This is a genomic window from Shewanella sp. 433 (genome assembly GCF_059338565.1).
In genome coordinates this window covers 1,431,408-1,456,060 of sequence record NZ_CM181703.1, presented here as the reverse complement: position 1 = coordinate 1,456,060, position 24,653 = coordinate 1,431,408, and the positions used below count along the sequence as shown (strand labels likewise).

Below are 24,653 nucleotides of genomic sequence, written 5' to 3'. Positions count from 1 at the left end.
ACGAGGTCTGCATAGCACTTTTATATATATTACAAACTATTGATAATAATGAGTTAATGTTTAACAGTTAGTATTATCGATGCGCCAATCCAACGATTTATGCATCTTTTTCATAGTAATTATCTTAACTTGAACTATAACTGTATATACATACAGCGCTCTAGTGAGGTAACGGTTATGGGGCAATTAACATTTTTGGAGGCTATACGGACAGAGATCAGGGTACGCCATTACAGCTATCAAACAGAAAAATCCTACCTCTATTGGAACCGCTATTTCATTCGACATTGCAATATTCGTCATGGCGCTGATATAACCCCCGCTTTGATTGAACAATTTCTCTGCTTTTTAGCTGTGGCGTGTGAAGTGTCGGCGAGCACCCAGAAACAGGCCCTATGTGCCATTGTATTTGCTTGTCGCCATGTGTTAAACGTTGAGCCCAATGAGTTACAATTTCCCTATGCAAAAGCCCCTAAACGAATACCGCAGGTATTGTCTAACGAAGAAGCAAAACTGATCATCAGCAATTTGTCAGGCTACCACTATTTAATTGGTGCCATCCTATTTGGCTCAGGCCTAAGATTAAAGGAAGCCCTAAAACTTAGGGTAAAAGATATTGATCTAACCACTAAATCTATCTTTGTGTACCGAGGTAAAGGGCAAAAAGATCGAGTTTGTATGCTACCTAACGGATTGATTGATGCTCTAAAGTCACAAATAAAACAGGTAAAAAAGCTCCACGAGACGGATTTGTCAGATGGCTTTGGACTTGCTTCATTGCCCATCTCTCTCATCAGAAAATACCGCAGTAACGCCTCTAAGTTTCATTGGCAATATATCTTTCCTGCTAGCCGCCGTTGTATGCACCCAAGTGACAACTACGTGTGCAGACACCATATTCATCCAACGGCTTTTTCACGAGTATTAAGGCAAGCTACCACTAACAGTGGTATAGATAAGCGCGTTACCGCCCATACTTTCCGCCATTCATTTGCAACATCTTTATTACTCAAAGGGCATGATATTCGTACCATCCAAGAGTTATTGGGACACAGTGATGTCAAAACAACCGAGATATATACCCATGTGATTGGTGGCCATCATACTGGGGTCATAAGCCCTCTTGATAGTCTTTAAGGCATACTACAAGACAAGTTACTAGGGCCTTATCTTTTGCTTTCCGCATTAGTTAATATAAGGTAAACACAGAAACACAAAGTTCGAATGAGTAATTGTTCTAAATGATAAAGCGGCAAAAGTACGTTAGCCTTTTACTCGCTACTCGTATCAAATGAAGTCCAATCGAAGAGGCGTTAGGTAGAGGTGTAAGCGCGGTTTTGGCCTTCGAAATCATGGATGATTTCGCAGAGCCCACACGGACGTGCTTGAACAACGTCCATGCCTAAAAGCCAGTTCGGCATCCATGCCTCTCGTTCGTAAGCACGAAGCTATGCTTCACTCACCGAGCCAAAAGAGCGCTTGCACATTCCTCGCCGGACAGGCGATTAGTAACAGCGAAGGTGTGACCTTCAAAGACTTTCAATAAATGAGAGTGTAGCCCAACGCTACTAAGCCAAAAAATGTCAAACCTTCATTCGAAGGTAACAAACTTTGGGGCAAAAGCACGTTAGCTTTTTACTCATTATTCGTATCAAATGAAGTCCAATCGAAGAAGCGTTAGAGATAGGTGTAGGTGCGGTTTTGGCCCTTGGCGGCATGGATGCCGCCGTGGAGCGTATAGGGATATATTCACAGCGAGCCAAAAGAGCGCTTGCACATAACGCCTGCGGCAGGCTATTAATTGCCATTAAGGTGCGTTTTCATAGCACATCAATAAATGAAAATTCAGCATAACGCTGCTCAATTAAACTTAAAAAAATGCCATGCCGTCATTCCAAGACCACCAAACTTTGGGGCAAAACTGAGTTAGCTTTCTACTCGCCACTCACACCAAATGCAGTCAAATCGAAGAGATGAAATAACCCTGTGTAGATACAGCTGCGGACGTTGATGGCAGGGATACCATCGTCGAGCCTCCACGGATGGCTCACAACGATATCCCTATCTAAAAGCCAGTTCGACAAAATATATCCATATACAAAAGCCAGTTCGACATCCTTGTCTCTCGTTCACGAGTATATGGCTGTCGCCAAGCTCACCGTGTAGCAGAAGTGTTTACACATAAGGTCGTTCTGTCACATCCATGTGATCACGACATTTGCGCATCCATGCACTGCACCCGCCGGACAGGCGATTGACCACAGTGAAGGTACGCCTTCAAATACTCTAAACCAATACCAACTAAACCAAACGAAAAAATGACAAACCTTCATTTGAAGGTTAACCCTAAAACCCGAGATCCATCTGTGCAGCATTAAATTCATCTTCACTGTCAGCGCTGACAGCAGCACTCTCTAACCCTACCGACACACCGAGCAAGCGGATGCCGCGTCCCTCTTGGCGTGCTAACGCTTGCGATAACAGGTCATAAAACAATTTCACCGACACCTGATCGCTGCGATGCTCTATCGTGGTCTGTTTAAAATCATCAAATTTAAGTTTAACCACTTGCTTATGAATACGCCGCGCCGACGCGCTGCGACTAATGCGTGCCCCTAACTCTTGGATAAGTTGCGGCATAACCGATTCACACTGCTCCAAGGTATAGATATCCTTGGCCAGCGTTGTTTCGACTCCCACCGACTTGCGTTCGCGGTGAGGTGAAATACTGCGATTATCGATCCCTTGTGCCCGCTCGGCTAAGACACCACCAAACTTACCGAAACGCTCGATTAACGCCGTTTTAGAACACTGCTGCACATCCAAACAGGTGTTCAATCCCATCTGCGCTAACTTGGCGGCAGTGACTTTTCCCACTCCGGGGATCTTTATCAGGGGTAAGGTTTTAACAAATTCGGTTATGGCATCCGGGGTGATCACATATTGGCCATTGGGTTTATTGAGATCGGAGGCAATTTTGGCTAAAAACTTAACTGGGGCTATCCCAGCCGATGCAGTGAGACCTGTAAGGTCAAATATCTCTTGCCTAATCGCTTCTGCAATTAAGGTCGCAGAGCCTTTATGGGCATCGCAATCGGTGACATCGAGGTAGGCTTCATCGAGCGATAAGGGTTCGACTAATTCGGTATAGCGATTAAAGACGCTGCGGATCTGAGTGGAGACCGCTTTATACACATCCATTCGACCCGGCACCAAAATTAAATCGGGACACAACTTTAAGGCATAGGCTGAGGCCATAGCCGAGCGTACACCAAATTGCCGAGCCTGATAATTACAGGTACTGATCACCCCGCGGCGATCGCTGCGCCCGCCCACGGCTATCGGCTTGTCTCTTAACTCGGGAAAATCTCGCATTTCAACTGCCGCATAAAAGCAGTCCATGTCCACATGAATAATCTTTCTCAATGGGCATTACCTCCACCCGCAAGAATACTGTATATTTAAACAGTGCACAAACACTTATCCATGCCAACTCACCTAAACCTGCCACAGCAGTAGGCTTAAAGGCCCTACCGCCTTAAGCGTAAACAAAAAACCACAGCATTATGCTGTGGCTTAGATCTAACGTTTTAGCTATCAGCTACTTTTATCCGCCATGATTAGAACAACCAGAGTGAACTTGGAGCAATTCAAATAACCGCGACTTGCACTACCTTAGTTGCAGCCCACAGCTTATAACCTTACATCTTAGACTGCAGGTAATTTTGCAGCCCAATTTTATCGATGAGACCCAGTTGTTTCTCTAACCAATACATGTGATCTGACTCGGTTTCCTCAAGTAATACCTCGAGCAATTCGCGTGAGACATAATCTTTGTGGGCTTCACATAAGGCGATGGCTTTGCGCAGGTTATCGGCAACTTGATACTCATAGTTAAGATCATTTTGCAGCATCTCTTGCGGATCTTTACCTATGTGCAGTGCTTCGCGGCTGGCTACATCGGGTGTGCCCTCGAGAAACAGTATGCGCTCAACCAACTTTTTGGCATGTTCACGTTCATCATCTGACTCATGGGAAATGCGCTCATGAAGCTCGGTTAAGCCCCAATCATCGTACATCAGCCCGTGAACAAAATATTGATCCATCGCCGACAATTCGCCAGTAAGTAATTGATTAAGTGTATTAATAATGTCTTGATTTCCTTTCATCCTAAACTCCTACTCTGACTCTATCTGCGCTTGTAAATAGTTCTGGATCCCTGTCATCTTAATCAAGTCTTGCTGCGCTTCAATCCAATCGAGGTAGGTCTCTTCATCTTCAAGTAGATCTTCTAGGATTTCACGGCTGACATAATCTTGCTCAGACTCACAAAGGCTGATCACGTTACGTAGTTCACTCAATTGTGCTTTAAGCATGGTTTTATCGCATTGCAGCATCTCTTGCGGGTTTTCACCAATATGCAGTTTTTCAAGTTGCTGCAGATTAGGCAGACCTTCGAGAAACAGTACCCGCTCGATCAACTTGTCGGCGTGTTTCATGTCCTGAATCGACTTTTTATAACATTTTTCGTTGAGCTCTTCTAAACCCCAATTTTTGTACATACGCGCATGCAAAAAATATTGGTTAATGGCGGTAAGCTCAAATGTCAAAATCTTATTGAGATGCCGAATGACATTCGGATGACCTTTCATAGCAATTATCCTTATATTCTATGAGAAACGGTAGCAGGCTGACGACGTAAACTAACACCGACATAGCATAAGTCTGATGCGCTTACACAACATTACCCCGTTAGGGAATAACACCCTCAAGCTACTGGATCGTGGCAAGGAATACAATGTTACCCTTAGACTGGGGAGTGAACTTATTAGCCCAAACCTTAACTCTAATAGGATCACAGTATAGTATATGGCACTAATCTTAGGCTGAAAGCCCCGTGAATGAGAGTCATAGAAGGCAATAAAAAAGGCACCGCTATCGGTGCCTTTGTTACATCAAATTGAGGTGTTATATGATGCGGTCTTGATTATATTTGTTGCTGCGTTCTTCTTCAGCCATTTTCGCCTTGCGCTTGTCGCACGGATCATCGCAATCACACGCTTTGTCGATGCCTAAGGCGCCTAATCCACCACAGCTACCGGCAACCGCTTTCTGCTTCACGATATAACCAACCGACATTAATACAAAAAACAGCAGTAATACCACAAAAGCCGCTAAAAAAGTGCCCATCATATACTCCAAATGCACACCGCCTACTGGACAGACAATATGCGTCAATAATCAATTGGGTGAACTGCCAAACAGCGATGATGCCTATGACAGATCTAATATTGTATCACAAGCCAACAAAAGGCTTAAACGCATCGCTGTAATAGACCTTGAAACCGTCAGGCTGCTTTTCTATTAGCATGATGGCAAGATTGTGCTCTTGGGCTAAGGCTAATGAGTCTTCGGTGCCCATCACCATCATGGCCGTCGCGTAGCCGTCGGCTATCATACACTGCTTGTGTAGCACAGTCACAGAAGCGAGACGATGATTGACCGGATAACCAGTTCTTGGGTCGATTATATGGGTGAAGCGTTGACCCTCTTCTTCGTAATAATTACGGTAATCACCTGAGGTTGCCATCGCCATATTACCTGGCGCTATCACCTGCTGCACCTGACGTTCATCGACATCGGGCTGCTCAATGGCAATACGCCATGGACTACCATCGGCTTTGGTGCCGTACAGGCTCACTTCTCCGCCTATCTCCACCAAATAACCTTTAGGTTGATATTTAGCTAAAAGGCTAGCCACTTTATCGACCCCAAACCCCTTAGCAATGGAGGATAAATCGACATACAGGTCAGGATTATCTTTATTGAGTTTCACGCCATCGATGCTTAAATGCTCGATACCCGTTTTAGCTTTGGTCTGCGCTATCAGCTCACTGCTAGGCACTTTGACGGGGCGCTTGTCGGGGCCAAACCCCCACAAGTTCACCAGCGGACCCAGTGTGATATCTAACGCACCATCGGTGCTCTGATATAAGTCGATCCCGGCCTGAATCACATAAGCCGTATCTGGTGAGACCTCGATAGTGCTAGCCAATGCCATCTGATTAAAACGTGACAGTTCGGAGTTACTTCGATAGGTCGACATCTGGTTGTTGACTTTTTCTAGTGCCAGCTCAATTTCGGCCTGCAAAAGCTGCTCATTTGGCACCTGTTCACCACTGACCAACTTGATGTGATAGGTGGTGCCCATGGTTTGGCCTGATAGCGAGATCATGGGAGCCGCTTGGTTACAAGCAGAAACAAAAAAGGCTAGCCCAATTAAGACTAACCTATTGATAAAGGTCTTCAACATATTGACCGTATTCCTTAATAATCAATCAGATTAACAACAATGGATTTCACCACAGCACGCCTAAGCGCCCTGGGTGAAATCACATAATGCTGATTCGATATTATCACAAGAACCTGCGATTAACCGCCGAAGTCATCCAATAAGATGTTTTCATCTTCAACGCCCAAATCTTTTAGCATACCGATAACGGCCGCGTTCATCATTGGAGGACCACACATGTAGTACTCACAATCCTCAGGCGCTTCATGGTCGCGTAGGTAGTTTTCATACAAGACGTTATGAATAAAACCTGTGTAACCATCCCAGTTATCTTCTGGCTGTGGATCTGACAAGGCAACATGCCACACAAAGTTAGGGTTCTCTGCTGCTAGGCCGTCAAAATCTTCAACATAGAACATTTCACGCTTAGAACGTGCACCGTACCAGAAGCTGATCTTACGCTTAGACTTAAGACGCTTGAGCTGGTCAAAGATGTGTGAACGCATTGGGGCCATACCTGCACCACCACCGATAAAGACCATCTCTGCATCGGTATCTTTAGCGAAGAACTCACCAAATGGACCAGAAATAGTTACCTTATCGCCCGCTTTCAGGCTCCAGATGTACGACGACATCTTACCGCAAGGCAAGCTCAAGTTACGTGGAGGCGGCGTAGCAATACGCACGTTCAACATGATGATACCTTCCTCTTCAGGATAGTTCGCCATGGAGTACGCACGAATGGTTTCTTCGTCCACTTTTGATTCAAGATTAAAGAAGCCAAAATGTTCCCAATCACCACGATATTCTGCTGGTACATCAAAATCAGCATATTTTACATGGTGAGCAGGCGCTTCAATCTGAATATAACCACCAGCGCGGAAAGGCACTGATTCGCCATCAGGAATTTGCAGCTTAAGCTCTTTAATGAAGGTCGCTTTGTTATCGTTAGAGATAACTTCACAATCCCACTTCTTAATACCGAAGATCTCTTCTTCTAGTTCGATCTCCATATCGGCTTTCACGTTTACCTGACACGATAAACGGCAACCGTTACGGGCATCGCCTTTAGAGATATGGTCGCGCTCTGTTGGCAGAATATCGCCACCACCCGACTTAACGATCACTTTACACTGACCACAAGAGCCACCGCCACCACAAGCCGATGAAACGAAGATACCGTTTTCAGCGAGTGCGCCAAGTAGTTTGCCACCAGCACTGGTTTTAATTGCTTTGCCAGCATCATCATTGATGCCAATTGTGATATCACCACTTGGGACTAATTTTGATTTGGCAAATAAAATAACCAATACCAACACTAGTACAATGGCAGTAAACATACTCACACCGAGATAGACGTCGATTGGAGTAGATTCAATAATACCCATGAACTTATCCTTTAAGGTTCAAAATCTGAAGCCGTTAAGGTGTCTCTTTACAGAGACACACCTGAGAACGACATAAAACCTAACGCCATTAAACCCGCGGTAGCAAAGGTAATACCTAAACCACGTAGACCATCAGGTACATCAGCATACTTTAACTTCTCGCGAATACCGGCCAGCAACACAAGTGCCAATGCCCAACCGATACCAGAACCGACACCAAACACTAAACTTTCGGTCAAGTTGTAGTCACGCTCAACCATGAAAGATACCGCACCAAAAATCGCACAGTTTACCGTGATCAACGGCAGGAAGATGCCTAACGCGTTGTATAGCGGTGGGAAGTACTTATCCAGTGCCATCTCAAGGATCTGCACTAAGGCGGCGATCACACCGATAAAGGTGATGAACTTCAAGAAGCTCAAATCAGCATCAGGAACACCAGCCCAAGCAAGTGCACCAGGGGCTAAGATCCCTTGATAGATAATTTGGTTAACGGGTACAGAAATCGCCAGTACCACAATAACGGCAACACCTAAGCCCATGGCGGTGGTCACTTTCTTCGATACAGCCAAGAAAGTACACATACCAAGGAAGAAGGATAACGCCATGTTTTCAATGAAAACAGAACGGACTAAAAGACTAATATAATGTTCCATAGCGCTTACCCTTTTGCTTCTACTTGATCAGGCTTCATAGTACGGATAATCCAGATCAGTGCAGCAATCAGGAAGAACGCACTCGGCGGTAGCAACAACAAGCCGTTTGGCTGATACCAACCACCGTCAGAAATCTTACTTAAGATCTCAACGCCAAATAGAGAACCGTTACCAAACAGCTCACGAATGAAGCCGACTGATAACAGGATGGCACCATAGCCTAAACCATTACCGATACCATCCATGAAACTCATCATTGGCGGTGTCTTCATCGCATAGGCTTCAGCGCGGCCCATTACGATACAGTTGGTAATAATCAAACCCACGAATACCGACAGCTGCTTGGCAACGTCATAGGCATAAGCTTGCAAGACTTGGTCTACCACGATAACCAGCGACGCGATAATCGTCATCTGCACGATAATACGCACACTGCTTGGAATGTGGTTACGGATCATCGAGATGAATAAGTTAGACAAGGCCGTTACTGCAGTCAGTGCAATGGTCATCACTAATGCTGTTTCCATCTTACTGGTCACAGCCAAAGCACTACACACACCCAAGATCTGCAACGCAATCGGGTTGTTACTAATAATAGGTCCAGTCAGAACCTGTTTAAGTTCTTTAGCATTAGCCATTAGCTTAGCCCTCCGTTGCGCGCCTTTTCAATAAAGCGAGCATAACCTTCTTCACCCAACCAAAACTCGAGTGAATACTGCACACCATTACTGGTTAGGGTCGCACCCGATAGTGCGTCAACACCGTGTACCGAGTTTGCAATAGCTGGGTTTTTGGTCACTTTAATCGCCAGGTCGCCCTGCTCGTCATAAAGTTTTTTACCTTCCCACTTAGCAATCCACTGCGGGTTTTGCACTTCGCCACCTAGACCTGGAGTTTCCCCTGCCCCGGTAAAGTCGTAATAAACTAAACTACGTACAGTGTTAAGATCAGCTTCTACCGCTAAGAAAGCATACATGGTTGACCATAGACCATAACCTTTCACAGGAATGATCACGGTTTTCAGCTCACCTTTATCGTCATTTACTAAGTAAACCACGCCGGTGTTAGCCACATTTTTAACCGATGCAATATCATTTTTAGGTTTAAATGAGGTCTCAGGGTTACGGGCTGCTTTATCGGCATCGAAGGTGTTGGCATCGCCTTCAACCCACTCTCCCGACTTAAGATCGACCAGCTTAGCTTCTACATACTTATTGTAAGTGGCTAAGATTTGATCTTTCTCAACGCTACCTGACTTAGTGTCCACCAGGCCTGCAGCTTCAAGAATGTATTTTTGCTTATCAAGCAGCTTGTTTTCTTGTTGAGTCGGCTTTAGCAGTACCGCTGCGGTCGATACAAATACCGAGCAGATGAAACATAATCCAACAACAACAAACAGTGTTCTACCGAACGAATCTTTATTATTAGCCACGTGCAATCCTCCGCTTGATATTCGACTGAACCACGAAATGGTCAAATAATGGAGCAAACAGGTTCGCGAACAAGATGGCCAACATCATGCCTTCAGGGAAAGCAGGGTTGATAACACGAATGAACACCGCCATAGCACCGATAAGGATACCGTAAGCCCATTTGGCATTATTAGTGAATGACGCAGAAACCGGGTCTGTCGCCATAAACATCATACCGAACGCAAAGCCACCTAACACCAAGTGCCAGTACCAAGGCATAGCAAACATAGGGTTAGTGTCGCTGCCAATGGCATTAAGCAGTAGCGATACCGCGATCATACCGGCAAGTACGCCACCCACAATGCGCCATGAAGCGATACGGGTATAGACGATCACCGCGCCACCTATCAAGATGGCCAAGGTTGACACTTCACCCACTGAACCTGGGATGAAACCGAAGAAGGCATTCCACCAGTCTTGGGTCAGTCCATACTCAAGGGTGCCTTGCGCCGCTTGACTCAGTGCCGTAGCGCCTGAGTAACCGTCAGCCACCACCCAAGTGGTATCACCTGACATGTTGAGCGGGTAAGCAAAGAACAAGAAAGCACGACCTGCAAGAGCTGGGTTTAAGAAGTTACGTCCAGTACCACCGAAGATCTCTTTCGCCACAACCACACCGAAGGTAATACCTAAGGCCACCATCCACAACGGGATAGTCGCGGGCAGTGTCAGCGCAAACAAGATAGAGGTAACAAAGAAACCTTCGTTAACTTCATGGCCACGAACTGTCGCAAACAACACTTCCCATATACCACCCACGGCAAACGTTACCGCGTAGATAGGCAGGAAGAAACAGGCGCCGTACCACATTAATGCGGCCACACCTGAGTCGGCAGTTAACTCGGTACCAAACAAGCCAAACAAGGCGGTTTGCCACACGTCAGGCGTTGCAAAACCAGCGGCTAAGGCGTCTTGCGCTTGCAGACCCACGTTGTACATTCCCACAAACATGGCTGGAAATGCGCAGGCCCAAACCGTAATCATCATACGCTTTAGATCGAGGTTATCACGCACATGGGTACGACCCTTGTTTACGTGACCCGGGGTATAAAATACTGTGTACGCGGCTTCAAACAGCGCGTACCACTTTTCGTATTTACCGCCTTTTTCAAACTGCGGTTCAATACTTTTGAAAAACTGTTTCAAGCCCATTAGCCTTCCCTCACAATCGTATCTAAGCAGTCACGTAGATATGACGCATAGTCATACTTGCCGGGACATACGAATGTACATAGTGCCAAATCTTCTTCATCTAACTCCAACGCACCTAACGCGGCGGCGCCATCGACATCACTTGACACTAGGTCACGTAATAGCATGGTAGGAAGAATATCCAGAGGCATGACACGCTCATAGTTACCGATTGGCACCATAGCACGGTCTGAACCACCTGTGCTGGTCGTCATATTAAACAGACGTGAAGGTGACAAATGGCCTAAAAACGCACGCGTAATTGAGAACTTATCAGCACCAGGCATAGCCCAACCGATAAAATCTTGCTGTCTGCCTTCTTCAAGTAGTGATACTTGGTTATGGAAGCGACCAATATAAGCGTGTGCGCCTACGGCGGTTTTACCATTTAAAATGGAACCGGCAATCACACGAACATCACCATCCGCCATTTCACCTGCGGTCAGCTCAACCGTCGATGCACCCACTAAGGTACGAACCAATCTAGGCTTAAGCGCCTTAGGACCGGCAACAGCAACCACACGCTGGGTATTTAACTCACCCGTAGTGAACAGTTGACCGATAGCGATCACATCTTGGTAGCCGATATGCCAAACAGTACGTTTTGCAGATGCTGGTAAGACAAAATGTATATGGGTACCGACAAGACCCGCAGGATGCGGACCGGCAAACTCTTCAACCTGTGCATTGGCAGCTGGAATATCAGCACCAGGCGCTTTACACAGATATACTTTTCCTTCGGTCAATCTGGCTAAGACTTTTAAGCCATTAGCAAAATCTTCCTTGTGCTCGTTAATGATAACGACAGGATCGGCAGCAAGAGGTTGAGTATCGATAGCGGTGACAAAGATACCAGCGGCAGAAGAATCTACGGCAGGTGCTTTACTGAAGGGACGAGTGCGAAGTGCGGTCCATAAACCTGATTCAATCAAGTTGTCACGCACCAGTTGCTGGTCAAGAGAGTCTAAAGCAGATGCATCATATTTAGCAAAGGCAACGCTATCGTCCCCTTCCACTGCAATGACAACCGACTGAAGAACACGCTGAGCGCCCCGGTTAATGTCTGAAATTGTGCCACTGGCTAAAGCAGTATATTTAACGCCAGGATTCTTTTTGTCTTCAAAAATCACCTGACCTTTTTGCACTTTGTCGCCCACTTTGATCTTCATGGTGGGACGTAAGCCAATATACTCTTCACCCAAAGTAGCTACATGTTTAATGGCTGGGCCATTATGGATAACTTGCTCTGGTCCACCTGTTATAGGTAGGTCCAATCCTTTCTTTATTGTAATCATATCCACAAGCACTACGTTATGAAGGAAAGATAATGCGTCGCGTTCCTGCTAAATGAGAGAAGCTTCAAGCAAATCCTATCTCATTGAGCTAGCGCAGATTTATTACAGAAATGCGATCGCAATCACGCTGGTCGGGCGCATTTTACCGTAAATAAATAGTTATCGCCATGGCAAATACAGGTGTTTTAAAAGGAAAGCGGGATTTTTATTGTGGGCAGTTGATCACAATTCTATGTTTTTTTAATCATTAGATTAAGCCGAATTAATTTAGCCCCTTGTCCTAGCAGGGTTATAGCATTTGAGCGAATCAAAAAGTAGGTAAAACTCTGGCTCAATAATTAAGTAACACCAAGTTATCGTTTGCATAAAAATTAGACTAAGGTCTAGCCGAACTCGCCGAACGTTCGCTGAAAAAACCAGCAGCAAGACCCCATAACTGCGTAAATAAATACCAAAGTGAGCACCAGCTCACCTTAGCAACAACCAAAATAGGGCATGTGATTTAACGAGCAATAATGAATGTCGGCAAGCCAATATATAGATAACATAAAAGCAGCCACAGCTGCTTTTATCATTATAAAATGGTCGCTTAATTACAGCCCTTTGAGGATCTCATCACTGAGTTTTAGTTCATCATTTTTATTAACATTCACTCCGGACGCAATAATGTTGCGGGCGATCTCTTTAGCCTGATCTAGCGAATGCATCTCATAGGTACCACATTGATATTCATTGAGCTCAGGGATCTCTGACTGCTGCTTAACTTTAAGCACATCTTCCATCGCCGCTAACCAACAATCCGCCACGACTGATTCTGATGGCGTACCAATAAGGCTCATATAAAAACCGGTGCGGCAGCCCATAGGCGAAATATCAATAATCTCAACCTTATCGCTATTAAGATGATCACGCATAAAGCCGGCAAACAGATGCTCCAGCGTATGAATACCGCGCTCACTTAAGATCTCTTGGTTCGGAATACAAAAGCGTAAATCAAATACCGTGATCGCATCGCCACTGGGGGTTTTCATGGTTTTAGCCACTCGCACCGCAGGGGCATACATTCGAGTATGATCGACGGTAAAACTATCTAGTAACGGCATTGCTTTTATCTCCTTATGGCGACTCAAACCATGATGACTTATGGCGAGAGGCACCTAAACTCAACTAAAATAGCGGTGAATCAACACTGCTCAGTATTACGCTGGACTTAATATGCGTCACTGTTAATCGGATGTAAAGTATCTGCAACTAAGATTGCCCCACTTGGCGAGCTCACTCATGCTAACCCAACGCCATGGCGCACCTTCTCCACCAGAAACAAATACGGTGCGGCGATAAATTGATCCTGCGTTCTATACCAACCAAGATACGGCGAAGATTGATGAGTAATAAAGCTTAAGTGATTTACCAATAAAAAAGCGCTTAGTGATAAGCGCTTTAATGAATGAGTCATGCGATGTGGGCTCGGTTATTAACCGCGGCATTTAGGAGAATTAGGTATTTCTGCTTCGGCCTGCCACTCGCTCGGTGTAAAAGTATGCATAGACAAGGCGTGCAAGCCATTGGCAAATTCATCCGCTAAGGCTTGGTTGACACTGCGGTGACGCCCTATCAAGCGCTGCCCTTCAAATGCCTCACTGGCAATAATCACCTTAAAGTGAGTTTCTGAATTGGGCGGCACATGATGATTGTCGCTTTCATTAATCACTTCCAGATAAACAGGAGATAATGCAGCGGTAAGCTTTTCAATAATAATCTGTTTGACGGACATAGCCATTGTCTCAATTGAGTACAAAAATGATGGCGGCAGATTACTGCGCTGACGCCAAAAGGTCAACCATCAACCCAAACTCACCCGGGCATCCTTTGACACACCTTCCAATAACTCAACCACACTGGCATCACTCACCTCATCTGGCACGATGATAGCTAGCTGAGATGAAAATACCGTTTGGCCAATTGTCGAAACATGGACTCGATTAAACTCCATATGCTCAATCTCTAGGTTTAGATTGGACAGGAGGTCGACAATTTCACGGGTCAATCCTGGGCGATCGCGACAATCGACATTGCATTTTAATATGCGCGTATGCTGAGGTGGTGACAACGCTTGATCGCTATAGTTAAACAGTAACTGTGGAAATTTTTGTGCAAACGCTTGTTGTAGTTCAGCGATTGCATCTACTGCGATTGCCACTTTCAACAGGGCAGCAAACTGGCTATCGAGCTTAATCACCTTACTGGTGACCCATTCGCCGCCTACAGCGCGTGTGGTATCGGCTAAGGCTTTTATCACCCCAGGGGTAACACTGCCCACAACGGTTGTAATCATCATTTTTTGCATCGCTGGCTCCAATAAATGCTCCCATAGCTTACTGAGCATAAAACATTCACTTATGTCGAAGTGAGAGCTGGCTAACAAAAGTCAGTGATAAGACCAGTTGGTCGCTAAATTTATCAACAGCAAACGGGCGAATAACGAAGAAGTGTCCACAACCACGTCAAAATAAGACCATCAAGCTTGGTGAAAGTTAGGTGTTAATTGCCTAAACGTGTAATTAAGCCGCGTTTGCTTAACCCTTAACCGTTTAGGCAGACTGTGCTGCCAATACGCTTGCATCGGCCAGTGCATGATCAGCAGATCGCCACTGTGCAAGCTTAAGCTTATCTTCTGTTTTGTCTGTTTATGGCGCAGTAAAAAATCGCGACTTGCCCCTAGGGTGACCGAGGCAATATCGCTGCCAGGCGCTATTTCAGGCTCATCATCGCTGTGCCAGCCCATCGACTCTTGCCCATCTTGATAACGATTTACCAGCACGCCATTGCTGTTTAATCGCCATTCTCGGGCAAGCTTTGCCTGTAAACGCTGGGCATATTTAGGCCAAGGCAATGCCTCGATAAACAACCCCGAATAACGATAATCACAGCCCTTATCACCAAACCACACCTGACTGCGCGGGATCGCATGTGACTGACCAAATACTTGGATATGCGGACGATTAAAAGGGTAATCCAGTGACTCTTGCCACAATGCCTGTTGCTGCGCCATTGAAAGATACCCTTCTACTAAGGTAAACGGCACACTACTTTGGGAGGCTTGGGCTTGCTCCTCTAAATCCAGACTCGGTTGACGCACTCTGGCTTCTTCAATCATTATCGTTACACCTGATTATTTCGAGCAGTGAATTAAAATGCATCCAGAGCTTAACGTAGTAAGCCTAGGGGTTACTCACGTCAACGGTGCGCTAGCTTAACTATACCTGATGGGGGAAATCTGCGATAATCGCGCCCCCAAATTCAACGTAGCAGTGCAGTCATGACAACTCAATTCTCCGTCGCCGATATCGAACTTGAACTTTATCGTTATCCCGCCAAGCAGGAATCTAACCTGCAGGCCTGGGACGCCGCCGATGAGCACTTGATTAAACACTTAACTGAGCAACAGCAAACTGTATGTCGCACTGCCATTATTAATGATAATTTTGGCGCCTTAACCTGCGCCCTGACTCACCAAAATAGCGCTTGGCCATTGCTTGTAGAAACCGATGCGAAAACCAGCCAGCTAGGCACCTTGCAAAATCTTGGCCGTAACCAACTGCCTGACGATAATATTCAATGGTGTAATAGCCGCGATGTATTACCGCAGCGCCCTGAATTGGTGTTGATGAAATTACCCAAAAACCTTAACTATTTGGCCCATCAACTCGACAGGTTATCTCAGGTGCTCACCAAGGGCACCACAGTCTATATTGGCGCCAAAGCCAAATCGATAAATAAGGCGCTGCTGCAACTACTCAAGCAGCATTTAGGCCCTGCGACGGCCAGCCTCACCTGGAAAAAGACCCGCGTTATCACCTGCATCAGTGATGGCATCGCCCGCCCGCTGCCAGCAGATACTCGCTGGAATGTGCCTGAATATCAATTAACGCTCAGCAATTTAAGCAATGTCTTTGCCGCCAACAAACTCGATATTGGCGCGCGGATCATGCTAGACAATATGCCTCAAGGTGATTTTAAGTCCATTGTCGACTTAGGCTGTGGTAACGGAATATTGGGACTCAGGGCCAAACAGTTGTTTCCTGATGCCCGGCTGCATTTTGTCGATGACTCCGAGATGGCCATCGTCTCTGCTCGCAATAACTGGCAGCTCAATCAACTGGCTAATCCAGACCTTGAGGGCGAGCAAGCCAGCTTTCATTGGGATGACTGCTTAACCCATTTGGGCGATGAGATTCAGCCCGATTTAGTCTTATGTAATCCGCCGTTTCACCAAGGCGAAGCCATCACTGACCATATTGCTTGGCAGATGTTTTTAGATGCCTTTAGGCGACTCGGCGATGGCGGGATCTTACATGTGGTAGGTAATCGTCATTTGGCGTACCACGTTAAACTGCAGCGCATCTTTAAAAACTGCGCCACTGTGGCATCCAACGGCAAATTTGTGATTTTACAAGCCAAAAAACAGGTTAATAAAGCTAAATCAACCGATTAACGCGCCTTATTTGCCTGCGCCGCATCAGGCTCTGTACTCGCAGCCATGGGCATCGCTGTGGTTTGCGCCACAGTGCTTGGCGGCGCAAATAACACCCTTAAACGCTGCCTCAGCCTAAGCCCTTTAGCGAAGGCCTCAGCTAACATATCGCGCCACTCAGCAAAGGTGACCACCAAAGGATTAACGCTATTAATTGGCTTAGTGATGCCATACTCCACCGTCTCCTCCTCTTTAACATAAGTGCCAAACAGTCGGTCCCAAATGATCAACACGCCGGCATAGTTTTTGTCAATATACTGCGCATTGCGACCATGGTGCACTCGATGATGCGATGGGGTATTAAAGATCCACTCTAGCGGCCCAAGGGATTTAATCGCTTGAGTGTGAACAAAAAACTGTAAACCTAAGTTCAATAGCACCACAAAAACCACCCAGTTGGGATCGAAACCCATAATAACCAGCGGTAGCCAAAACAACCACATGCCTGCCAATGGGTACATTAAACTCTGCCTAAACGCCGTACTAAAATTCATATGCTCTGAGCTGTGGTGCGCCACATGGGCCGCCCACATCCAGCGTACTCTGTGGCTGGCGCGGTGAAACCAGTAATAGCAAAAGTCTTGGGCGATGATAAGGGCAATAAAGCTGACGACGCCCATCTCAATATCAAACAGGCGCCAACCAAATACCCACAGATAGACGTGAGCCACCAGCAAACCAGTAAGGATGTCGCTGGCTTGATGCAGCGCCGCTAAGGTAAAGTTACATAACACTTCGGGCCAATGGTAAGCCGCATTCGCCGGCAAGCGGCCCAACCGAGCGCCAAACTGCCACTCGAGTAAGAGACAGATAAAGAAAATCGGCGCTAAGGCCAAGAGCAACACTTCAGGGTGTGATATCAACCAATCAAAATCCATCTTTTCTATCCCGCTCAATCGTTAATAAAATCAACCTGCACATCGGCTCTTACCAGCGCGCAAAATGATCTTCAGTTAAACCAAGCACCTGCTGCAAATGATGCCGCTGGCCTTCACCATCGATAACCTCGCCTTCAAAGTGACCTATGTACTGGCGAAAATTACTCTGTAATAGCCATAAATTGAGTTTTTCCTGACGACCATTACGCGCCTTAAAACGCAGATCCACCCGTCCATCAAGTGACGTTATTCGCCAACAGTCATCGCTCATATGATCACTGTTGCGTAAAAAATCAAATTGCACAGGCCCCAATAGATGCCGCGCCCCGTTAATCCACAATACATTTTCTGTGGCGCCAGTTTCATTAACCCCTGCCGCTAAGTTAAGCCCTATGATGGTATCACCCACTCGAGCATTAATGCTCGCCCAGCGCCAACTGGTCTCGCGGCGCATATAGCCTGCAGAATAGTCATAACCTGCTAGTGCATTGTTAAGCGGCTGCGGCTCATGCTTAATGGTCAGTCGCCCTTTGGGGATCAAGCCGTTGTGCTTTTGGGTATAGGTCCAGCCGTTATAGCCTGTTGGGGTGCACATCGCCATTGGCAAGCTCAGCGCCAAAGGATGCAGCTCAAGCTCGGCGCTTATCTGTGGCGTCTCTAGGCTCAATTGCCATAAGCCATCGACCAGATTAAAAGTAATACTGCCGCGGCGACCGCCAATGCACGCTTTACCCTGACGAGGCGATGGCGACATCGACATCCCCTTGGCGAACGGTTTGAGCCAAGTGGTTTCAACCAGTGTATTGGCCGCAATATCGTACAGATAACAAAAGGCGCTGCCCACATAACCAATATCGGCCAACGCCACACCAATCACATATCGGGGCGTGAGGAGCGACACAAATTGAAACTGCTTAAAATGAAAATGCCGCGCCCAGCGACTTGCCAGCTTATCCATGTTATTGCGGTACTCAAAGTGCGCCAGTCCCAAAGAGTCAACGGGACCATCAAAGTGGCCAAACTGGACTTCTCCTGAGGGTAATATCAGGCTCTCTGGCGCCGCAGGGGAGATTAACTCTGTCACTGGAACCTCGCATTAACTGTTCAGGTTTAACCATAAACAAGCGCTGCTACTGAGCAAATCCCCCAAGGCGCCGGGATAACATGGCAAGGGATTAGGCAGCGCTGAGCACGGTTTTTTGCTATCGATTTTTTACTCTAACGGTTTCTAAGGTAAGTTAACAGCCCAAAGCAACAAACACGTAACATATCACGTCATCAGCCCCCTCAAGGGGGCGTGCTTAACAGTGGAATCGACGGCCGATTCTGGTATGCTGATGCCACCTTTTGACTATAAAAATCACCACTATGCGACGCTTAACTTTACTTATCGCCACCGCAGGCATTTTGTTTGGGTGTGCCAGTAACGCCCCCACTCACATGGCATTGAATCCACAGCTGCCAGCCATCAGCGCCCACACGATGGCAGCCAAACCGATTGCCATTAAAATGATCGATACTCGCTCGGCCAACTTTGTCGCCCGATTCAATCATGATGGTGATGCCGCACGCTTAGTGAGCCCATCGGAAGCGCCGCGTCAACAGCTCGATGCGGTCTTTCGTCAAGGATTTAGCCAAGCCGGTTACCAAATTGACCCTGCTGCCACTAACCATATGCAGCTGCAATTAGAGAAACTCTTAACCGACGTCAATGAGACCACGTTTGGCTATGAAGCCAGCAATGACATTATCATCAACGTTATTGCCACAAATAGCAGCCAAACATTCACCAAGCGGTATACCGCGCGCAATACGGTATCGGGACCGCTGAGCGCCGACTTCGCCACATTAGAGCTAGCCGTCAACGATCTATTGAGCGATTTAACCGGCAAAATCATTAACGATCCCGAACTCAATCAGTTTATTCAGCAATAAGCCCATCGAGGAGCAATAGATGAAACAGTGGATATTGGCATGGGTTTTACTGTCGCTGTGCAACATGGCCCATGCGGTCGATATACAAGCTGACACCCTTTACCCTAAGGTAGAGCTGCAAACCAGCATGGGCAACATTGTGGTTGAGCTCGACCGTCAACGCGCGCCTATCACAGTCGATAACTTCCTCACCTATGTCGTAAAAGGGCATTATGACAACACCCTGTTTCATCGGGTGATTGCCGACTTTGTGGTTCAAGGTGGCGGACTCGACCCAAGATTTAACGAAAAGCCGACCGATAACCCCATAGTCAATGAAGCGGGTAACGGCTTGAGTAACAGCCTAGGCACCATCGCCATGGCACGGGAAAATGATCCGCACTCGGCCACGGCGCAGTTTTATTTTAACGTGGCCGATAACAAACGCTTAGATCCCTCTAAACGTCGCTGGGGCTATGCCGTATTTGGTGAAGTGACCGAGGGCTTGGCGGTGCTTGAAGCCATGGCGCAGCAACCCACGGCTATCAATAGCAAGCTCGGATGGCCCGATGTGCCTGTTACGCCAATAATCTTAACCAAGGCAACGCTATTACCGCGAGAATAGTTGCCCCGAAAGTCGTTAGCGTTAAAGGTCGTTGCCGCGCAAATAGTGGCCACAAAAATAAGCGTTAGCCTCATCACAAAGTCGACCAATCAAAGTGGCGCATATCCCCTAGCGCCACAATACTCAAGCAGAATCGCGTTATCCTAATCTAGCGCCACAGCAGCATATTTCGCCGACGGCTGATGAGATGGATAAAATTGCAATAACAAAAAATGGCTGACTATACTTACTTCGGTGTAGCAGCAAGGAGGCGAACGGTGACCCCTAATGAGTTCATCGATAATAAAGCGCCCCAGTTGGCTCTATATGGAAAAGCGTTTTTGAATAATCAACTCGATTTCAATGAGATCCAGCTTTATTTATGGGACACCCTTGAAGAATGGCAGCAGTTCAATCATCAGGGTGATGCGCAAAGTGATATGGAGAAAGTGTTTTGGCACCTAATACATGCCTTCAACAAATGGCCTGACTGGAGTATTCGCGGCAATCAATTTTTGCGCAAGCAAATAGACGAATGCTGTGACTTCTTGAGTCTTGGCGGCCAATGTCCAAGTGGCTGTATCGGTAACAGGCCCTGCTCTTTATCATGATAACGTCTAAAAAAGCTCAGCCCGTATAGGCTGAGCTTTTTTATGGCCGATTTTCGCTTTTTATTTGCCGCCGTAGCGTTTAAGCTAAGTTCACCTTACTGTAAACCTGTTGTATGTCTGTGACCCTTTCTCATGTAAAAGACGCCCTCTCTATTTACTGTCACAAGCGGGTGTTAATTCTGCTGTTGTTAGGCTTTTCTGCCGGCTTGCCTTTAATGCTGGTATTTTCCACTCTTTCCTTCTGGCTACGTGAAGCTGGTATCGACAGAACCGCCATCGGTTATTTTAGTTGGATAGCCTTAGCCTATGGCATTAAATGGGCTTGGTCGCCCTTAGTTGATCGCCTTTCACTCCCCCTCTTTACCCGCTTACTCGGCCGACGACGCGGATGGATGCTGTTTGCCCAGTTAATATTAGTGGTCGCTATTTTGGGCATGAGCCAGAGTGATCCGGTACAAGATCTGGAACGCTTGGCACTCTTTGCGCTTATGGTGGCCTTTGCTTCAGCGACGCAAGATATTGTGATTGATGCCTTTCGTATCGACTCAGCACCAGTAAAAATGCAAGCTGCGCTGGCCGCCGCCTACCAAGTGGGTTACCGCAGCGCCATGATTGTGGCTACAGCTGGCGCCTTAACCATCGCCGCATGGGTCGGCCCCAGTAGCGAAGCCTATGATCTTGCTTCATGGCAAACCGCGTATCTGGTGATGGCCGCGCTGATGTCTGTCGGCATTATCACCACCTTAATGAGTAAAGAGCCCCTGGTGGAAACTAAAGAGGCTGACGCTAAAGAAGCAGAGCTTAACATTGCCCTCGCTAAGCGTCATCATAGAGTGGTGGCTGCGGCACTTTCATGGTTTTATACCGCCAGTATTTTACCCTTTATCGACTTTTTCAAACGCTATGGCTACAGCGCCATGCTCATCTTACTGTTGATCTCCTGCTATCGTATCTCAGATATCGTCATGGGGATCATGGCGAATGTGTTCTATGTCGACATGGGGTTTTCCAAGGCTGAAATCGCCGCCATCAGTAAGGTTTATGGCTTAATCATGACCTTAGTTGGTGCGGGCGCGGGTGGCGTATTACTGGCCCGTTATGGCACCATGAAGATATTATTTTTAGGCGCCTTGATGGTCGCTCTCACAAACCTGTTATTTGCCTATCAGGCGATGATAGGTTATGACGTTAATCTGTTAACGGCGGTGATCTCCATCGATAATTTCAGCGCGGGCATCGCCACCGCGGCCTTTATTGCCTACCTCTCTAGCTTGACCAGTAGCGGCTATAGCGCGACACAATATGCATTGCTGTCATCAATTATGTTGTTATTCCCTAAGTTTATTGCCGGATTTTCAGGAGCCTATATCGACGCTTTCGGCTATATCAACTTTTTTGTTGCGGCCAGTGTTATTGGTTTTCCCGTATTGGGCTTAATTGTGTTGGTGCAGAAATTCGCGCCCCATCCGAGTGATGATTTAAGTGCGTCCCAAGCCAGTACAGAGCCAAAATCTACGGCCGCGAAAGCAGAGCACTAACCTGCAGTAATCCATGCTCGATAAGGTCGATATTAGGCTTACAGCCATAAAAAGCCCCACGTGATGACTCACGCGGGGCTTTTTATAATCGCGGGCAGGTTGGGCTTAGTTAAAGCCGCAGTCGATGCGCTTAAACCTGATGTACTTAGACCTGATACGCTTACGCACGATGAGATGTCATCTGGTGCGACAGCATGTTAGTCACGGAAGTTATTAAACTGGAATGGCTGGCCTAAATCCGATTCGCGGGCCAATGCCATTACCGCCTGTAAATCATCACGCTTCTTACCCGTCACTCGCACCGAGTCACCCTGAATCGCTGCCTGCACTTTAAGCTTGCTATCTTTAATCTGTTTAACCAGCTTTTTCGCCACTAGGCTTTCGATGCCCTCTTTAAAGGTCACTTTAAGCGAAAAGGTTTTACCGCTGTGGATCGCCTTATCGGCGACCTCCATCGAAGCCGGATCGACATTGCGTTTACTCAATTGGTTACGCAACATATCGAGCAGTTGTTGGCATTGAAAATCTGACTCTGAGGCCAAAGTCACCTGATGATCTTTGTAGGTAATTTCAGCTTCAACGTTGCGAAAATCAAACCGAGTGCTCAGCTCTCGACGGGTATTATCGACCGCATTACGTAGTTCAACTTCATTCACTTCCGATACGATATCCATTGATGGCATGTTTATTCCTCATCTCGCCGCTCAATCTAATGGCGCTAGTTTACCTTTTTGCAGTCAGTGGGGGCAAAAAAAGTTAACGCTAGCGCGAACGACTCAGACTTAATTATTAATGACTTTAGGGTGACATTTTCCTATGATTGCTAAAATTCGCTGATGTATCGTGACCTGTGAACTCAAGAAAACTCATTTTTAAAATCGCCCTACTTATCGCCTTACTGGTGATCAGTTATTTAGTCTTTTCTCGCCCGAGTTATTCGCAAGCGATCCCCAATCTAGATAAAATTGGCCATCTAGGCAGCTTTTTCTGCCTAGCCCTACTCACCCATTTGGCCTTTGAGCCTAAATGGTATGGTCTGGCTGCAATACTCGCCGCTTACGCCTGCTTTATCGAAGCGGTGCAATCGCGCCTGCCTTATCGCAGCGCCTCACTCGGCGACTTTATCGCTGACATGCTCGGCGTCATGCTGTTTTATTGCGGCTTGTGGTTGTATCGGCGTTACCTTAAAGCCAGTGCGTTACAGCAAAGTTGAGCGAATGACGAGCCCTCAAATCACGCCGCAAAGCCAGCCTGTCCACTGCCAGCCCAACATTGCTATTGTCGGCGCTGGGGCTATCGGTCAGTTACTGTTTCATCAATTCGCCAGCGTAGGACAAGCGCCGCTGCTGATCGGCCGGCAACAAGCTAGCGCCGACAATACGCCTACCTTGCTGCAATTTACCGACCTAAACGGTGTCTCATCAACCCGCACCGCTCAAGTTATCAGCCCTAACAGCGATGATGCGCAGGCTGACTTAAAGCACATCACGCTACTGATTGTCTGCGTCAAAGCCTATCAAGTCATTGATACTCTCAAACCGCTGCTGCCGCGCCTTAATCGAGAGTGCCAACTGTTATTGCTGCATAATGGCATGGGCCCACACCTAGACCTTGCGCCCCATCTCAACGGGCGAACCCTCTGCCTTGGCACCACATCGCAAGGGGCGTTAAAGCAGCAGCGCTGGCAGGTGCGTCAAACCGGTGCAGGCCTTACTCAGCTTGGCTTGTTTAGCGGCCAGGAGCTGACGCAAACGACGAAAGCCTATCTACTTAATGCCATTCCCAATAGCCAGTGGTGTAACGACATTATTCCTATGCTATGGCAGAAATTGGCGGTCAATATTGCTATAAATCCCTTAACCGCTATTTATCAATGCCGCAATGGGGCATTGGCGGCCCCTGAATATCGTCACACCATCTTAGGACTGCTCGATGAGGTGATCTTGGTGGCTCAGGCTGAGCAAGTGCCCCTTGCCAGAGCTCCCCTCATTGCGCGGGTATTTGACGTTATTCACTTAACCGCCAATAACTTCTCGTCGATGTATCAAGATATTGCCCATCGGCGACCAACCGAAATCGATGCCATAACAGGTTATCTTATCCATCGCGCAGCCGCTCATGGTATCCCTACGCCCCATAATCAGGCTATCTATCAGCAGTTGACGACGCTTGAACAGCGCTCGAGCTAACCGAATTTACGCTGCACACTTCACTGCTTGTCTTTGTTTTAATGTGTTTTCCATACTCATCCATGGATTAACGGCTACAGTTAATTAAGGC

The 24,653-nt window shown here is 46.9% G+C and carries 26 protein-coding genes; 8 read left to right on the top strand and 18 right to left on the bottom strand.

The window, feature by feature from the left end; all coding sequences use genetic code 11:
- Window positions 1-177: 177 nt before the first annotated feature.
- On the top strand, window positions 178-1,137 hold the full coding sequence (locus AC5YB1_RS06560) for an integron integrase (RefSeq protein WP_494521178.1): 960 nt from the start codon (window positions 178-180) through the stop codon (window positions 1,135-1,137).
- Between the two features lie 1,209 nt (window positions 1,138-2,346).
- Here the strand turns inward: AC5YB1_RS06560 and dinB are convergent.
- From dinB to AC5YB1_RS06485, 15 genes are all read right to left on the bottom strand, one after another.
- Window positions 2,347-3,426, bottom strand: coding sequence for a DNA polymerase IV (gene dinB / locus AC5YB1_RS06555; protein ID WP_494521177.1), 1,080 nt, complete (start codon window positions 3,424-3,426; stop codon window positions 2,347-2,349).
- 275 nt (window positions 3,427-3,701) lie between these two features.
- Window positions 3,702-4,169, bottom strand: coding sequence for a bacterioferritin (bfr, locus tag AC5YB1_RS06550; RefSeq protein WP_494521176.1), 468 nt, complete (start codon window positions 4,167-4,169; stop codon window positions 3,702-3,704).
- Window positions 4,170-4,178: 9 nt separating this feature from the next.
- Complete coding sequence (bfr, locus tag AC5YB1_RS06545; RefSeq protein WP_494521175.1) at window positions 4,179-4,652, bottom strand: bacterioferritin; 474 nt, start codon at window positions 4,650-4,652, stop codon at window positions 4,179-4,181.
- A 316-nt stretch (window positions 4,653-4,968) separates the two neighbouring features.
- Window positions 4,969-5,190 (bottom strand): (Na+)-NQR maturation NqrM, encoded by a 222-nt coding sequence (nqrM, locus tag AC5YB1_RS06540; RefSeq protein WP_494521174.1) that lies wholly within the window; start codon window positions 5,188-5,190, stop codon window positions 4,969-4,971.
- Between the two features lie 106 nt (window positions 5,191-5,296).
- Entirely contained in the window at window positions 5,297-6,313 is a 1,017-nt protein-coding gene (locus AC5YB1_RS06535; protein ID WP_494521173.1) for an FAD:protein FMN transferase, read from the bottom strand.
- 119 nt (window positions 6,314-6,432) lie between these two features.
- Complete coding sequence (gene nqrF, locus AC5YB1_RS06530; protein WP_475514564.1) at window positions 6,433-7,680, bottom strand: NADH:ubiquinone reductase (Na(+)-transporting) subunit F; 1,248 nt, start codon at window positions 7,678-7,680, stop codon at window positions 6,433-6,435.
- Between the two features lie 47 nt (window positions 7,681-7,727).
- Window positions 7,728-8,336 (bottom strand): NADH:ubiquinone reductase (Na(+)-transporting) subunit E, encoded by a 609-nt coding sequence (gene nqrE, locus AC5YB1_RS06525; protein WP_475514565.1) that lies wholly within the window; start codon window positions 8,334-8,336, stop codon window positions 7,728-7,730.
- Between the two features lie 5 nt (window positions 8,337-8,341).
- Window positions 8,342-8,974 carry an NADH:ubiquinone reductase (Na(+)-transporting) subunit D gene (locus AC5YB1_RS06520; RefSeq protein ID WP_110457792.1) on the bottom strand — a complete coding sequence of 211 codons (633 nt, stop codon included), beginning with the start codon at window positions 8,972-8,974 and terminating at the stop codon, window positions 8,342-8,344.
- Window positions 8,974-9,768, bottom strand: a complete 795-nt coding sequence (locus AC5YB1_RS06515; RefSeq protein WP_494521172.1) for a Na(+)-translocating NADH-quinone reductase subunit C — start codon at window positions 9,766-9,768, stop codon at window positions 8,974-8,976. The genes AC5YB1_RS06520 and AC5YB1_RS06515 overlap by 1 nt, the downstream gene beginning before the upstream one ends.
- Window positions 9,761-10,960: an NADH:ubiquinone reductase (Na(+)-transporting) subunit B gene (locus AC5YB1_RS06510; RefSeq protein ID WP_494521171.1), complete on the bottom strand. Its 1,200-nt coding sequence runs from the start codon at window positions 10,958-10,960 to the stop codon at window positions 9,761-9,763. Before AC5YB1_RS06510 ends, AC5YB1_RS06515 begins: the two co-directional genes overlap by 8 nt.
- Window positions 10,960-12,294, bottom strand: coding sequence for a Na(+)-translocating NADH-quinone reductase subunit A (locus tag AC5YB1_RS06505; RefSeq protein WP_494521170.1), 1,335 nt, complete (start codon window positions 12,292-12,294; stop codon window positions 10,960-10,962). The genes AC5YB1_RS06510 and AC5YB1_RS06505 overlap by 1 nt, the downstream gene beginning before the upstream one ends.
- 593 nt (window positions 12,295-12,887) lie before the next feature.
- Entirely contained in the window at window positions 12,888-13,397 is a 510-nt protein-coding gene (gene luxS, locus AC5YB1_RS06500; protein ID WP_494521169.1) for an S-ribosylhomocysteine lyase, read from the bottom strand.
- A gap of 371 nt (window positions 13,398-13,768) precedes the next feature.
- Complete coding sequence (locus tag AC5YB1_RS06495; protein ID WP_475514568.1) at window positions 13,769-14,068, bottom strand: BolA family protein; 300 nt, start codon at window positions 14,066-14,068, stop codon at window positions 13,769-13,771.
- A 69-nt stretch (window positions 14,069-14,137) separates the two neighbouring features.
- Window positions 14,138-14,641, bottom strand: coding sequence for an ACT domain-containing protein (locus AC5YB1_RS06490; protein WP_475514569.1), 504 nt, complete (start codon window positions 14,639-14,641; stop codon window positions 14,138-14,140).
- Window positions 14,642-14,812: 171 nt separating this feature from the next.
- On the bottom strand, window positions 14,813-15,451 hold the full coding sequence (locus AC5YB1_RS06485) for an alpha-ketoglutarate-dependent dioxygenase AlkB family protein (RefSeq protein ID WP_494521168.1): 639 nt from the start codon (window positions 15,449-15,451) through the stop codon (window positions 14,813-14,815).
- Window positions 15,452-15,613: 162 nt separating this feature from the next.
- Between AC5YB1_RS06485 and AC5YB1_RS06480 the strand changes: the two genes are divergently transcribed.
- Complete coding sequence (locus AC5YB1_RS06480; RefSeq protein ID WP_494521167.1) at window positions 15,614-16,789, top strand: methyltransferase; 1,176 nt, start codon at window positions 15,614-15,616, stop codon at window positions 16,787-16,789.
- Here AC5YB1_RS06480 and AC5YB1_RS06475 read toward each other — a convergent pair.
- Complete coding sequence (locus tag AC5YB1_RS06475; RefSeq protein ID WP_475514572.1) at window positions 16,786-17,706, bottom strand: sterol desaturase family protein; 921 nt, start codon at window positions 17,704-17,706, stop codon at window positions 16,786-16,788. The genes AC5YB1_RS06480 and AC5YB1_RS06475 overlap by 4 nt on opposite strands.
- Before the next feature lie 49 nt (window positions 17,707-17,755).
- Complete coding sequence (locus AC5YB1_RS06470) at window positions 17,756-18,790, bottom strand: DUF2804 domain-containing protein (RefSeq protein ID WP_494521166.1); 1,035 nt, start codon at window positions 18,788-18,790, stop codon at window positions 17,756-17,758.
- Between the two features lie 284 nt (window positions 18,791-19,074).
- Here AC5YB1_RS06470 and AC5YB1_RS06465 point away from each other — a divergent pair, with 284 nt between their 5' ends.
- The 4 genes from AC5YB1_RS06465 to AC5YB1_RS06450 all read left to right on the top strand — a co-directional run bounded on the left by AC5YB1_RS06465 (window position 19,075) and on the right by AC5YB1_RS06450 (window position 22,373).
- A complete protein-coding gene (locus tag AC5YB1_RS06465; RefSeq protein WP_475514574.1) occupies window positions 19,075-19,641 on the top strand; it encodes a YajG family lipoprotein in 567 nt (188 codons plus the stop codon).
- A gap of 19 nt (window positions 19,642-19,660) precedes the next feature.
- Window positions 19,661-20,245 (top strand): peptidylprolyl isomerase, encoded by a 585-nt coding sequence (locus AC5YB1_RS06460; RefSeq protein WP_475514575.1) that lies wholly within the window; start codon window positions 19,661-19,663, stop codon window positions 20,243-20,245.
- A gap of 257 nt (window positions 20,246-20,502) precedes the next feature.
- Window positions 20,503-20,835 carry a hypothetical protein gene (locus AC5YB1_RS06455; RefSeq protein ID WP_475514576.1) on the top strand — a complete coding sequence of 111 codons (333 nt, stop codon included), beginning with the start codon at window positions 20,503-20,505 and terminating at the stop codon, window positions 20,833-20,835.
- Window positions 20,836-20,948: 113 nt separating this feature from the next.
- On the top strand, window positions 20,949-22,373 hold the full coding sequence (locus AC5YB1_RS06450; RefSeq protein WP_494521165.1) for an AmpG family muropeptide MFS transporter: 1,425 nt from the start codon (window positions 20,949-20,951) through the stop codon (window positions 22,371-22,373).
- A 197-nt stretch (window positions 22,374-22,570) separates the two neighbouring features.
- Here AC5YB1_RS06450 and AC5YB1_RS06445 read toward each other — a convergent pair whose 3' ends face one another.
- The gene (locus tag AC5YB1_RS06445; RefSeq protein ID WP_110457805.1) at window positions 22,571-23,056 is read right to left on the bottom strand and encodes a YajQ family cyclic di-GMP-binding protein; all 486 of its coding nucleotides are present in this window, start codon (window positions 23,054-23,056) and stop codon (window positions 22,571-22,573) included.
- Window positions 23,057-23,223: 167 nt separating this feature from the next.
- On the opposite strand from AC5YB1_RS06445, the gene AC5YB1_RS06440 reads away from it, so the two are divergent.
- Both AC5YB1_RS06440 and AC5YB1_RS06435 read left to right on the top strand, forming a co-directional pair.
- Window positions 23,224-23,586 (top strand): VanZ family protein, encoded by a 363-nt coding sequence (locus tag AC5YB1_RS06440; protein WP_475514578.1) that lies wholly within the window; start codon window positions 23,224-23,226, stop codon window positions 23,584-23,586.
- Between the two features lie 4 nt (window positions 23,587-23,590).
- A complete protein-coding gene (locus AC5YB1_RS06435; protein ID WP_475514579.1) occupies window positions 23,591-24,562 on the top strand; it encodes a ketopantoate reductase family protein in 972 nt (323 codons plus the stop codon).
- Window positions 24,563-24,653: the final 91 nt, after the last annotated feature.